This window comes from Leisingera sp. M658 (genome assembly GCF_025144145.1).
In the GTDB taxonomy this organism is placed as follows: domain Bacteria; phylum Pseudomonadota; class Alphaproteobacteria; order Rhodobacterales; family Rhodobacteraceae; genus Leisingera.
The window spans coordinates 1,994,252-2,008,320 of sequence record NZ_CP083546.1; the positions used below are offsets into that span (position 1 = coordinate 1,994,252).

7 protein-coding genes and 1 tRNA gene are annotated in these 14,069 nt (G+C 60.6%); 5 read left to right on the plus strand and 3 right to left on the minus strand.

Annotation, left to right across the window (positions count from 1 at the left end; genetic code table 11):
• Positions 1-173 precede the first annotated feature (173 nt).
• Positions 174-773, plus strand: coding sequence for a gamma-glutamyl kinase (locus K3724_RS09965; RefSeq protein WP_259992296.1), 600 nt, complete (start codon positions 174-176; stop codon positions 771-773).
• A 52-nt stretch (positions 774-825) separates the two neighbouring features.
• Here K3724_RS09965 and K3724_RS09970 read toward each other — a convergent pair whose 3' ends face one another.
• The 3 genes from K3724_RS09970 to guaB form a co-directional block, all read right to left on the minus strand.
• Positions 826-3,141, minus strand: a complete 2,316-nt coding sequence (locus tag K3724_RS09970; protein ID WP_259992298.1) for an ATP-binding protein — start codon at positions 3,139-3,141, stop codon at positions 826-828.
• Between the two features lie 92 nt (positions 3,142-3,233).
• Positions 3,234-4,409, minus strand: coding sequence for an RsmB/NOP family class I SAM-dependent RNA methyltransferase (locus tag K3724_RS09975; RefSeq protein ID WP_259992299.1), 1,176 nt, complete (start codon positions 4,407-4,409; stop codon positions 3,234-3,236).
• A 36-nt stretch (positions 4,410-4,445) separates the two neighbouring features.
• Entirely contained in the window at positions 4,446-5,894 is a 1,449-nt protein-coding gene (gene guaB / locus K3724_RS09980) for an IMP dehydrogenase (protein WP_259992301.1), read from the minus strand.
• A 187-nt stretch (positions 5,895-6,081) separates the two neighbouring features.
• On the opposite strand from guaB, the gene K3724_RS09985 reads away from it, so the two are divergent.
• From K3724_RS09985 to K3724_RS10000, 4 genes are all read left to right on the plus strand, one after another.
• On the plus strand, positions 6,082-7,248 hold the full coding sequence (locus tag K3724_RS09985; protein WP_259992303.1) for a CaiB/BaiF CoA-transferase family protein: 1,167 nt from the start codon (positions 6,082-6,084) through the stop codon (positions 7,246-7,248).
• 145 nt (positions 7,249-7,393) lie between these two features.
• Complete coding sequence (locus K3724_RS09990; RefSeq protein WP_259992305.1) at positions 7,394-9,442, plus strand: ASKHA domain-containing protein; 2,049 nt, start codon at positions 7,394-7,396, stop codon at positions 9,440-9,442.
• A 72-nt stretch (positions 9,443-9,514) separates the two neighbouring features.
• Positions 9,515-9,588: transfer RNA gene (locus tag K3724_RS09995), tRNA-Gly, on the plus strand.
• A gap of 1,016 nt (positions 9,589-10,604) precedes the next feature.
• On the plus strand, positions 10,605-14,027 hold the full coding sequence (locus K3724_RS10000; protein ID WP_259992307.1) for a Calx-beta domain-containing protein: 3,423 nt from the start codon (positions 10,605-10,607) through the stop codon (positions 14,025-14,027).
• Positions 14,028-14,069 lie beyond the last annotated feature (42 nt).

Sequence of the window (14,069 nt, forward strand, 5' to 3'; positions counted from 1 at the left end):
GTGTCACACACCGGGGCGTGCGGCAATCACTGCTTTGTTCACCTCTTGTTCCTTATGAGATCAAAAAGAGAACATTGCAACAGAAAACTCTGTGTACACACATCAAACCCGGGGTGTTAAAGAAAGATTGATGGTTAATCCGCAGCAAGAAATTTTACCGGGCAGTTAACGGAATGATGATATTTTTCAAAGAACGGCTGGCGCTACTCTCCGTTCCCAAGACCGGCACCACCGCCTTTCAGGCAGCTTTGCGCAACCGGGCAGATCTGGTGGTCTCCGACCCGCCGGAGCTGAAACATGCGCCGCTGTACCGCTACAACCGGTGGATCCGGCCGATGTTTGAGAAGGTCTGCGGTGCCGAACTGGAAGTCGCCGCAGTGATGCGGGAGCCGGTCAGCTGGCTGGGCAGCTGGTACAGGTACCGGCAGCGGCCGGCGCTGGATGGCAATCCGAATTCGACCAAGGATGTCAGCTTTGACGACTTCCTGCACGCCTATTGCAAAGGCAAACCGCCCGCCTTTGCCAATGTCGGCAGCCAAGCGAAATTCCTGGAGGCACAGCCAAATGGCTGCAAGGTCAGCCATCTGTTCCGCTATGAGGATCAGGACGCGTTGAAGCAGTTCCTGGAGCTTCGCCTGGACGTGGAAATCCGGCTGGAGCGCAAAAATGTCAGCCCTCAGGCAAGTCTGACACTAAGCCCGGAAGCCCAGAACCATGTCCGGCGAAAGCGTGCAGCGGAATTTGAACTTTACGATTCTATTCCAGTCCGTTGACCATAAAAAGCCGCCGGAACCGGCGGCTTTCACAGATCTGATTTTCTCAACCTTAATGCAGTTGCGCATGAACCGTTTCGGTCAACTGGTTGAGCGAGAACGGTTTCGGCAGGAACACCGAATTCGGCACATCCGGGTCAGCCTCGCCAAAGGCTCCTTCGGCATAACCTGAAACAAACACCACGCGGGTATCAGGGCGTTCTTTCAGCGCCTGGCGCACCCAGCTGGGCCCGTCCATGCCGGGCATCACCACATCAGTGACAAAGACATCCACGGTCAGGCCGGGATCTTCCAGCGTGCGCAGTGCGTCCTCGGCAGATTCGGCTTCCAGCACCGTATAGCCCCGCATCCGCAGTGCACGCGACGCAAAGGCCCGCACCGGAGCCTCATCCTCGACCAGCAGCACCACGCCCTCGCCGTGCTGGGCGGCAACAGCTTTCTCCGTGGTCTCGGCAGGTTTTTCAGCGGCAAGCTGGTCGGCCTGCTGTTTGTAGACCGGAAAGAACAGGGTGAACTGGGTGCCGTGTCCCTTGACCGAGTCAACAAAGATGTAGCCGCCGGTCTGCTTGATGATGCCATAGGCCGTGGACAGGCCCAAACCGGTTCCCTCGCCCGTGCGTTTGGTGGTGTAGAAGGGTTCAAACACCTTTTGCAGCTTGTCCGGAGCGATCCCTACACCTTCATCGGACACTTTCACGGTGACCCAATCGCCGGCCGGAACTGTGGCGCGGTTCCGCTCCAGCGGTTTATCCAGCGCGATCACTTCCGTCTCGACCCGGATCTCACCGCCCTGCGGCATCGCATCGCGCGCGTTCACCACCAGATTCATCAGCACTTGTTCCAGCTGCCGCTTATCAGCACGGATCGACTTCATCACCGGATCGTGGCTGAGGGTCAGAGTGACCTTTTCACCCACCAGCCGGTTCAGCAGATGGGTCAGGTCCGACAGCGTGTCCCGCACATCCAGGGTTTCCGGCTGCAGGGTCTGTTTGCGCGAAAACGCCAGCAGCTGGCTGACAAGCGAGGCCGCCCGGTTGGCGTTCTCGTGGATCTGGATCAGATCGCCATAGTCCTGGTCGCCCTGATCATGACGCAGCAACAGCAAATCGCAGTGGCCGGAAATCGCGGTCAGCAGATTGTTGAAGTCATGCGCAACGCCGCCCGCCAGCTGACCGATTGCCTGCATCTTCTGGCTTTGCACAAATTGCGCTTCCAGCGTCTTCAACTCGGTCGCATCATTCAGCACTGCGATCAGCATCGGAGTGCCCTCTTCCACCACCCGGGTGAGAGTCACCTGAACAAAGACTTCCTTGTCAGCGCGCGACAGGCGCAGGAATTCAGACTTGTTCGGTGCCAGCCCGTCGGCGGTATCGCGCAGCCAGTCTGACATCGGGCGGCCTAGCCCTTCCATCAGCTGGCCAAGTTTCAGATTGGCACAGCTTTCAACGCCTAGCAGGCGCAGGGCCATGCGGTTGCTGGTCAGAATTTCACCTGTAGGAGCAACCTTGAGGAACGGCACAGGCAGCGCTTCCAACCCGGCTTGGGCAGAGTCGAAACTGCCTTCGTCCACTTCCATCAGAAACAGTTCGCTGCGCCCCTGGGTGCGGTTCTTCTCGCTGACCAGCACCTGGACCGGGCCGGATTTGGTGCTGAGCGTATTGATCTGCCCGGGCATGACCGGCAGCGCAGGGAACAAACGGTCGGTGGATTTCACCCGTTCGCCGATCAGGCTGCGGGCTGCCTCGTTCATGAACAAAACAGCGCCAGTGCGGCCAACCGTGATCATCGGAACCGGCATCGTTTCCGCACCGCGCCCGTTGCCGCCGCGATCCAGGATATCCTCCACCCGCCACAGAAAGCTGCCGCCGTTCATCTGGTGAACCGCCAGCCGCACATGGCCGCGCCGGGTCACGATATCCTCGCGGGCGGCACCATCGACGCGGGCGCGGCTTTGCAACCGGTACAAAACAGCCGAAGGGTTAGCCAGAATCGACCGCAAAGTTCCTGCCAATGTGTCGCGGCTGCCGTCCTCGAACCGTTTTACAGCGGCCCCGTTGCAGGCATGGACCACTCCATCGCCGTCCGTGACAAAACTTGGCGTTGCATCTTTTTCGATAAAGCCGGTCAGCAGCTCCGCCGCCATCGACCGCGCATTCAGGCGCATCCGGGTTTGAATAACCATCAGCACCGCCACAGCCGCCAGTGTCAGCCCCACCATGACAAAACCGCGGCCCATCCAATCGGGCAGCGGCACCAGCCAGGGGCCTGACAGCAGCATCAGGGCCAGCAGCAGTGTCGCGGCCAGCCGGGCATGCTCGGGGGCGTAAACCCGCAGTTCCGGAACGGAAGTTTCTTGGCGACCGGACATTACGGCTCCATGGACAATGCAAAGTGACGCCATAACGCGGCGGTTTTGGTTAAAACCACGTTAAGAAACACAAAGGTTTCCCGGCGGAGACCCTAACAACCGCCCTTTGCGCGCGTCAACACAGCAACAAAGAAACCATCGGTGCCGTTTTGCACCTGCCAGCTTTGCTGCGCCGCCAGCGACCAGCCCTCGTTCTCTTGCAAAAACCTTTGAACTTGCTCAGAGTTTTCGCCATTCAGCACCGAGCAGGTGGCATAGGCCAGGGTCCCGCCAGGCGCTGTCAGGCCTGCCGCTGTGCGCAAGATATCTGCTTGGACCCGATGCAGGTCCTGCAGGTTTTCAGGCGTCAGCCGCCATTTACCTTCCGGTGCCCGCCGCCAGGACCCGGAACCGGAACAGGGGGCATCGCACAGCACCAGGTCAAACGGCCCGCTGCGCTCAAGGTCCGCCGTCAACAGCTGCTGCACCTGCACACCCGCCCGCGCCGCGCGTTCGGGCAGGTCTTTCATGCGTTTGGGATCGGCATCATGGGCAAACAGCCGGAGGTTCGCCTGCGCGGCCATGGCCAATGTTTTACCGCCGCCGCCGGCGCAGTAATCCAGCACCTTCATGCCATCTTGCAATGGCAACAGCGCGGTTACCGCCTGGCTCGCTGCGTCCTGCAATTCAACAAAACCGTCCTGGTACATTTTTGTGTTGCGCAGCTTGCGGGCGCCTTCGGTCACGTCCAGCGCCGTGGCGGCGGCCGGATGCGGCCGGGTGGCGATACCGTCGGCGTTCAGCGCCTCTTGCGCCTGCGCAAGCGTGCCGCGGGCAATGTTCACCCGCAAATGCACCGGCGCACGGCTGCGCAGAGCCAGCGCTGCGGCCTCTGCCTGATCCCCAAGGCTGCTGCTGAATTCAGGCCACAGCCAATCGGGAATATCCAGTGCCTCTGCCCCTTCCGGCGGGGAAGGCAGCTGACGTTCCGCCTCGGTCAAAGGTGCAGGCCCATACCCTTGTCCGCTAAAGACCTCGTCCGGGTCCTGTTCTGCTTCCCGCAGCGCGCCCAAAACCAGCCCCCGGCCGCTGCGCGCGCCGCCAAGGACTGCGTGCGACCGCTGGCATCGCACCGCTGTAAACACATGGTCACGCACCGCGGCCCGGTCTTTTGATCCGGCAAACCGGCTCCGCCGTCCCCAGGAGGTCAAAGCCTTTTCCGCAGGCTCGCCCTCCAGAATCCGGTCAATAACCTCAATGGCCGCCTGCAGGCGGGCGGCGGGGGTCATGCCCCTGCCTTTTGATTGCACGCGGCCTTCATCAGCTTATCCTGCCCGGTAGTTCGGGGCTTCACGGGTGATCTGCACGTCATGCACATGGCTTTCCTTCAACCCGGCGCCGGTGATGCGGACAAAATTGCAGTTCTTGCGCATCTCATCCACGGTCGCACAGCCGGTATAGCCCATTGCCGCACGCAGACCGCCGACCAATTGGTGAACCACCGGCCCGGCGCCGCCTTTGTAGGGGACCTGGCCTTCGATGCCTTCCGGCACCAGCTTGTCGCTGGCCGCGTCCTTCTGGAAATACCGGTCCGCCGAGCCGCGCGCCATCGCACCCATTGAGCCCATGCCGCGGTAGGATTTGAACGATCGGCCCTGATACAGGATCACCTCACCCGGGGATTCATCCGTGCCCGCGATCATCGAACCAACCATGGCGCAGGAAGCACCCGCCGCAATCGCCTTGGCGAAATCGCCCGAGAATTTAATACCGCCATCCGCGATCACCGGGATATCACCAGCAGCGTTTGCGCAATCCATGATCGCAGTCAGCTGCGGCACGCCGACACCGGCCACCATGCGGGTGGTGCAGATCGAGCCTGGACCAATGCCGACCTTGACTGCATCCGCGCCCGCATCAATCAGCGCGCGGGTGGCTTCAGCGGTGGCAACGTTGCCAGCAATCACCTGCACCGTGCCATACTGGGCCTTGATCCGCTTTACCGCGTCGATCACGCCTGCCGAATGGCCGTGGGCCGTATCCACAACAACGATATCAACACCTGCGTCGATCAGCGCCTCGGAGCGGGCAAAGCCGCTGTCGCCGACCGAGCTGGCGGCGGCAACCCGCAGGCGGCCCAGCTCATCCATGCAAGCGGTCGGATGCAGCACGGCCTGTTCGGTGTCTTTGAGGGTCAGCAGCCCGGTCAGCCTGCCATCCTTGTCGGAGACCAGCAGTTTTTCGATCCGGCGCGCCTTCATCAGCGATTTGGCTTCTTCCAGATCGGCCGGCTCCTGCAGCATCGCCAGATTGTCAGAGGTCATCATCACCGACACCGGCGTGCTGTCATCCGAGGCAAAGCGCATGTCGCGGTTGGTGACGATACCGACCACGCGGCCCGAACCATCCACCACCGGGAAGCCGGTCACCCGGTAGCGTTCCTGCAGCGCCTTGGCATCGGCCAGGGTCTGGTCTGCGGTCAGGGTAATGGGGTTATAAACGATTCCCGAAATAAAGCGTTTGACCCGGCGCACTTCGCGGGCCTGCTCTTCCACGTTCAGGTTCTTGTGGATCACCCCCATGCCGCCGGCCTGGGCCATGGCAATCGCCATGCGGGACTCGGTCACCGTGTCCATGGCCGAGCTTAGAAGCGGGATGTTCAGCGATACCGACTGCGTCACCCGGGTGCGCGTGTCAGCGGTATTGGGCAGCACGCTCGACGCGCCTGGCACCAGTAGAACATCATCAAAGGTGAGAGCCTCACGAATCTGCATTGGTCATCCTCATGCATAACCCCGTTTGGCGGTGACCCTATGGCACAGAACCTACTGGGGGGAAAGAGGCAGCAGGCAAGAATTCCTGCACTGCAGCAATCTCTTTCGGGCGGCTCTGATCTGGGTCAATGCGCGCAGGCCTGCTTGGCGTATCAGAAAACCTGCAGAAATGATGCAGGATATTGCCATGCCCGCCCCATTGGAAAACGTCACTGTTCTGGACTTCACCCATGTTCTGGCCGGTCCTTACTGTTCAATGATCCTGTCGGATCTTGGCGCCGATATCATTAAGGTGGAACGTCCCGGAACAGGCGACGACACCCGCACTTTCCCGCCGTTCAAGGAGGGCGAAAGCGCTTACTTCGCCACCATCAACCACGGCAAGAAAAGCATCGCACTGGATCTGAAGGCGCCCGAGGACCGCGTGGTTTTTGAGCGGCTGCTGGCGCAGGCCGACGTGCTTCTGGAGAACTACCGTCCCGGCGTGATGCAGCGGCTGGGCTACGGCTGGGAGGATCTGCACGCCAGATACCCGCGGCTGATCTATGGTGCCGTGTCGGGTTTTGGCCACTCCGGCCCCGATGCCCTGAAGCCTGCCTATGACATGGTGGTGCAGGCCCGCGGCGGGGTGATGTCAATCACCGGCGAAAAGGACCGCGATCCGGTGCGCGTCGGTGCCTCGATCGGCGATATCGTGGCGGGCATGTTTCTGGGGCACGGTGTCCTGGCGGCCCTTTTGGACGTGCAGAAAACCGGTCTGGGCCGGTTCATCGATGTTGCCATGCTGGACAGTCAATTGGCGCTGCTGGAGCACGCCATCGCCATCACATCGGTTACCGGACAAGCCCCGCAGCCCTCTGGCGCCCGGCACCCGTCGATCACTCCGTTCGAAACTTTTCACGCATCAGACGGGCTGTTTGTTATTGCTGCCGGCAATGACACGCTATTTGCCCGGCTCTGTGACGCGTTGGATTTACCGCTTGCCGAAGACCCGCGTTTTGCCACCAATCCGGCCCGGTGCGAAAATGCACGCCTTCTGAAACGCTTGATCGAGGCGGTGACACTAGGGGACACCAAAGACCACTGGATCGGGGTTCTGACCAGGGCCGGCATTCCCACAGGGCCGATCCAGACAGTGGATCAGGTCCTGAAGGACCCGCAGATCCTGGCCCGCAATATGGTCGTCGAGGTTCTAGGCAAAAACGGTCGATCCGCAAAATTGTCAGCAGGCAATCCGATCAAGATGAGCGGCATGCCGGACCCTGAAACCCGCGCCCCTGCCCCGCAGCTGGATGGCGACCGCGCAGAGATTCTGGCGTGGCTGAAAGAGGTTGAGGCACAAGCCGCCCTCTGACTGACGGCCCGCTAAAAACCGCATCCCAAAGTCACCAAATATGGGAAAATGGCGCCAGCAGACGGGAAAATGCCGCCCATTGCCTTTCGCCTGCCGCAAAAGCCCATATGCTCCGCCTAAATTGCGGAATGAGAAGGCTACAGGCATGACTGACGAACCCCTCGTTGTGTTTACCCCATCCGGCAAACGCGGGCGTTTCCCCGCGGGCACGCCGATCCTTACCGCCGCCCGGCAGCTTGGGGTCGACCTCGACTCGGTCTGCGGCGGCCGCGGGATCTGCTCGAAATGCCAGATCACCCCGTCCTACGGCGAGTTTTCCAAGCATGGTGTGACCGCCGAGGAAGGCGCGCTGAGCGAATGGAACAAGGTTGAACAGCGCTACAAGGACAAGCGCGGCCTGATCGACGGCCGCCGTCTGGGCTGTCAGGCCACCGTGCAGGGCGACATCGTGATCGACGTGCCGCCGGAAAGCCAGGTCCACCGCCAGGTGGTGCGCAAACGCGCCGAAGCCCGCGACATCACCATGAACCCCTCCACCCGCCTGTTCTATGTCGAGGTTGAAGAGCCCGACATGCACAAGCCAACAGGCGACATGGAACGGCTGATCGAGGCGCTGGATGCCCAATGGGACCTCAAGGGCGTCAAGACCGATCTGCATATCCTGCATGCGCTGCAGCCTGCCCTGCGCAAGGGTGGCTGGAAGGTGACAGTGGCCGTGCATCTGGGCGACGCAAGCCACCCGCCGAAAATCATGCATATCTGGCCAGGCTTCTACGAAGGCACTGTGTACGGCCTGGCGGTCGATCTCGGCTCCACCACCATTGCCGCGCATCTGTGCGACCTGAAAACCGGCGAGGTTGTCGCCTCCTCCGGCATCATGAATCCGCAGATCCGCTTTGGCGAAGACCTGATGAGCCGGGTCTCCTATTCGATGATGAACAAAGGCGGTGATCAGGAAATGACCCGCGCGGTGCGCGAAGGCATGAACGCGCTGTTCACTCAGATCGCGTCTGAGGCGGAGATTGACAAAGCACTGATTGTGGACGCGGTCTTTGTCTGCAACCCGGTGATGCACCACCTGTTCTTAGGGATAGACCCGTTTGAGCTGGGTCAGGCGCCGTTTGCGCTGGCAACCTCCAACTCCTTGGCCTTGCGCGCGATGGAACTGGATCTGAATATCCACCCCGCCGCCCGCGTCTATCTGCTGCCCTGCATTGCCGGCCACGTCGGTGCTGACGCCGCCGCGGTAGCGCTGTCCGAGGCACCTGACAAATCCGAAGATCTGGTGCTGGTCGTCGATGTCGGCACCAACGCCGAAATCCTGCTGGGTAACAAGGAAAAGGTCCTGGCCTGCTCCTCCCCCACCGGCCCCGCGTTCGAGGGCGCACAGATCTCCAGCGGCCAGCGCGCTGCTCCCGGTGCCATCGAACGCGTCGAGATCAACCCGGAAACCAAGGAACCGCGGTTCCGGGTGATCGGCTCGGAAATCTGGTCGGATGAGGACGGCTTTGCCGAGGCCATTGCCACTACCGGCATCACCGGCATCTGCGGCTCCGGCATTATCGAGGCGATAGCCGAAATGCGCATGGCCGGGGTGCTGGATCCCTCCGGCCTGATTGGCTCGGCAGAACAGACCGGCACGGCCCGCTGCATTCAGGACGGGCGCACCAACGCGTATATGCTTTGGGACAGCTCTGCCGAGGGCGGCCCGACCATTACGGTCACCAACCCGGACATCCGCGCGATCCAGATGGCCAAAGCGGCGCTTTATTCCGGTGCGCGCCTGCTGATGGACAAATTCGGCGTCGAAAATGTTGACCGGGTGGTTCTGGCCGGTGCTTTTGGCGCGCATATCTCAGCCAAACACGCGATGGTGCTGGGCATGATCCCCGACTGTGTGCTGGACAAGGTGACCTCGGCTGGCAACGCCGCCGGTACCGGTGCCCGCATTGCGCTGTTGAACACAGAAGCGCGCGGCGAGATCGAGGAAACCGTTCGCAATATCGAGAAAATCGAAACCGCCGTGGAGCCGCGCTTCCAGGAGCATTTCGTGAACGCATCAGCCATTCCAAACTCGGCCGAACCGTTCCCGATCCTTGGCACCGTGGTGACCCTGCCGCAGGTGAACTTCAACACCGGCGGCGGTGATGGAGAAGGCGCTGGCGGAGGCCGCCGCCGCCGCCGCCGCGGCTGATCTTTCCGCATAAAAATACGCTGCGGTGCCCTTGACCTCACTGGCGCCGCGGCATAATCCTTTGCTCAACGAGCGGGTATGGTGAAATGGTATCATGCGAGCTTCCCAAGCTTAAGGCGCGGGTTCGATTCCCGCTACCCGCTCCAAATCACCCAACACATTTTTCCTGACTTTCAATGTTATAACGGAATCTGCCCCTGCAATTCCGGTTGACGATACTGCATTAAAAGGGAAAATCCGGGCCACAAAGACTGCTTCCGGAGCGTGAGCCCCAGGTAATCCCGAAGTGTATTTCCACTGCCGTGAGGCGCCGCCCCTGCGCCCATCCGGAAACACATGATTGCCAGCATTCCGCCAGAAGCGGCTGCGAGCGGTCCGGTTATTGGCTGCAAGCGTCAGCACACCCAAGGGCAGGCAAATCAAAGGTTTGCAACGAACGCCCCGCCAGTCTTGACCTTCGCAGACGAAAATTCCCCGTAAAAGACGGACTCCTCGCCCTACCCTTAAATGGTCCCTTAACCAACAGGGGCAGCGGCCCGCAGGTATCGAGTGAATGTTTAATCAGCTTGGCGGGCCGCATCTTCAAACCGGCCTCACTTTAAACCGGCATTACTTTGCCACCTGAATACCGCGAGAGGGGTGCTTTCACTGCCATTATTCGTGCGGCGGCGAAGCGTTGAACACTTCCGCAGACAACCGGCATAGCATGCTTTGGAAGCTCAACCGTCAAAGAAACCGGATCATTTGCAAACGTTCAGAAATTTTACGGACAATAATGAACTGTTCCCGCTATTGTTGACAAAAACAACTGCAAGACACTACATTTTTAACGGTATCTCCCGCGTTGGGTGTTGTTGGTTCTTGGGGTAATTGGAGATGGTTCTGGTTTCGGGCTCTGCCTTTTATGGCAGGGCAATGTGTTTCCTGGAGATGCTAATCTACTGAAAACGGCCCTGTCCGGCACTGCATTGCCAGTGGCCGCACAGCAGTCGTCCGCCTGCCAGTTGTGATATCCGTTTCGCCTATCAGCCACGCCTTGCAGCGGCCGGGATGCTTTGACTGTTAGAGACCGCCAAAAAGGGGATCGCAGGACGGCTGCGGAATGCCTGGGGCGGTCCAGTTAACGCGCCGCTTACGGCAGCGCAGGCCAGCAGGGGGCAAAATGGCGACGATCAGCATCACGTCCGCAGACGCAATTGAAAGCATAGGATCCGGGTTCGGCGGCTTGGTAACCTTCACGGTCACGCTGTCCGAGGTTCCGGCCGACACGGTCACTGTCCAATACCGCACCATCGGAGGCAGTGCGGATGAAAGCATCGACTTCCCGAAAACATCCGGCACCATCACCTTTGCTCCGGGCGAAGATACCCAGACGGTCGAATTCCGTGTCAGGCATGATACCCTCAACGAGACTGACGAGGCCTTTGTTCTGGAGCTTTTCAACCCGGCCGGCGCATCCTTTGCGGGGCGGTCAGCCGTGCTGCGGCAAAGCGCTTTTGTACTGGACGATGACGGCGCGGGTCTGGACCGGGCGGTCTTTGTTTCCTCACCGGTTGTGGTGGAGGGAAATGGCGGCACCCAGAAAGCGGATTTCACCATCCGCCTGTCCGAACCGGCCGCCAGCAGCCTCACGCTGGACTACCGAACCAAGAACGGCAGTGCGATCGCAGGCGAGGATTACCTTGCCAAATCCGGCAGTGTCACCTTCCAGGCCGGGCAGATGGAAAAGACGGTCCGGATCGACCTGACTGGAGACACTGCCTTGGAACCGTCAGAGTTTTTTCATCTGATCGTTGGCCCGGATGCCAGCCTTGGCGGAACTGCATCGGGTCTTTCGGGCACGGCCACGATCCTGGACAACGACGGCGGCAGCGGTTTACCGGTCTTGTCGCTGACCTCAGCCAATGCAGTGGAAAGCATCGGTTCGGGGTTTGGCGGCACGGTTGTTTTCACGCTGATGCTGTCGCGGCCCGCCGAAGATGCGGTCGAGGTGAACTACAGGTCAATGGCGGGCGCTGCTGACGAGGATATCGACTACCCTGGGTTTGACGGCACTGTGACCTTTGCCCCCGGAGAGACGCTGAAAACCATCGAGGTCCGGGTTCACCATGACAGTCTCATAGAAACCGATGAGGATTTCGGCATCCAGCTGTTTGATCCAACCGGAGCCGCATTTGCGGGCGGCGCCAAGGTGCTGCACGCCTCGGCCTTCATTCTGGATGATGACGGCACCAATCTGGACCGGGCGCTGACTGTGTCCTCGCCCATAGTTGTAGAGAACAACAGCGGTACACGTTCGGTACTGTTCGAGGTGCAATTGTCGGATCCTGCGGCAACGCAGCTGGTGTTTGACTACGCAACCCGCGATGGCAGCGCGACTGCAGGGGAAGACTATACGGCTGCGTCGGGCAAATTGCGGTTTGCCCCTGGCCAGACCAAAACGGTAGTTGAAGTTGAGCTGACCGGCGATAAGGCAGTGGAACCAAGCGAGTTCTTTCATCTGTCGGTGTCCCCGGGCAACGGGCTCGGCACGTCGGCCAATGGGCTGACCGGCACCGCAACGATCCTGGACAATGATGGCGGCCGCGGCCAGCCGGTCATTTCGCTGGCCGCGGCCGACGCGGTGGAAAGCATCGGAGCCGGCTTTGGCGGAATCGTGGAGTTTACCGTGACCCTGTCCAAAGCCGCCGCTGACACGGTGACCGTCAACTACCGTTCGCGGGCGGGTTCCGCCGACGAGGCTATTGATTATCCGGGCTTTAATGGCACCTTGGATTTTGCGCCTGGCGAGACGTCCAAAACGGTTGAGGTCCGGGTCCGGCATGACAGCATTTCCGAGACCGATGAAAGTTTTGGCATCGAACTGTTTGATCCCGGCGGCGGTGTTTTCACCGGCAACTCCAAGGTGCTGCGCGCGGACGCCTTTATCCTGGATGACGATGGCGTCAATCTCGACCGGGCACTGATGGTCTCCTCTCCTGTCATTGCCGAGGGCAACGGCGGCGCCCGCACAGCCCTGCTCGAGGTGCAAATCTCGGAACCGTCCGTCAACAGGCTGGTCTATGAGTACAAAACCCGCGACGGCAGTGCTGCCGCAGGTGACGATTACGTGGCGCAAAGCGGCAAGCTGCGATTTGCGCCCGGCCAGACCAAAGCGGTCGTCGAGGTGGAACTGACCGGTGACAGGACAATCGAGCCGTCTGAGTTCTTCAGCCTGGTTGTGGAGCCGGCCGGCAGCCTTGGCAGCACCGTTAAGGGGCTGGTGGGCACGGCGGTTATTCTGGACGATGATGGCGGCGGCAAACGCCCGGTGCTATCGGTTTCGGCAACAGATGCCGTCGAAAGCATCGGGGCTGGTTTCGGCGGTACTGTGGTTTTCACCCTGACCTTGTCCAAACCTTCCTCCCAGGCAGTGACAGTGGATTACAATTCGGCAGCCGGATCAGCGACCGAAGGCGTCGACTACCCGGCATTTGCCGACACACTGATCTTTGCCCCTGGTGAAACCTCAAAGACCGTCGGTGTGCGGGTGCGGCATGATAGCGAAATCGAAAGCGACGAGAGTTTCGGCATTGAACTTTCCGGACTTGAGGACGCGGTTTTCGCAGGTGGCAGCCGGGTGCTGCACAGCGATGCCTTTATCCTCGACGATGATGGCGTAAATCTGGACCGCAGCATTCAGGTAACCGCGACCGAGGCTGAGGAGCCCTCTCAAGGCGGCCGGTTTGCAGTCTTTGAAGTGACCCTGTCCGACCCCTTCAGCAGCACTGAGAAAATCCGCTATACCACCAAGGACAACAAGGCCAAAGCCGGGCAAGATTACGTGGAAACCAAAGGGGCGTTAACCTTTGCGCCCGGCCAGACCAAGGCCGCGGTGAACGTGGAGCTGCTGCCAGATTACCTGGCCGAAGGGGCCGAGGCCTTCTCGCTGGTGCTGAAGCAAGGCAGCTTTCCAGCCGGATTGAACGTGACCAGCAGCATCACCGCCGCCAAGGCCCGGATCCTTGACGATGACATCAGGGGCACAGGCAGAAAGGACGAAATCGACGGAACTGGCGGGCCGGAGGGAATTTTTGGCCGCGGCGGATCCGACAAATTGAATGGCCGCGGCGGCGCTGACTGGCTGGACGGCGGCACAGGCAATGACACGCTGACCGGCGGCAGCGGCGGCGATACGCTGCTGGGCAAATCCGGGAACGACAGGTTGCATGGCGGTAAAGGCGGCGACAGTCTGACCGGGGGCAAAGGCGCTGATCATCTTACCGGCGGCAAGGGAGCGGATGTCTTTGTCTTTTACAGCGGAGATTCCGGTACCGGGCCAAACAAACGCGACACGGTCACCGATTTCAGTCGCAAGCAGGGCGATAAGGCCGATCTCAGCGAAATCGACGGCGACCGCGATGCACCCGGTGTTCAGGACCTGATGTGGATTGGCCGGGATGCGGAATTCTCAGGCGCTGGCGAAGTCAGCTTCGATACCGCCCGGTCGCTTTTGGAAATCAATCTGGACGGGGACCCGGCTGCTGAGATGCGAATTGATTTTGATGGCCTGGACGTATTCGGCGCGCGGGATCTGATATTCTGAGTGCGGCCCCATTGCCACCTGCCAGCGCGTGGTTCCGCAAAA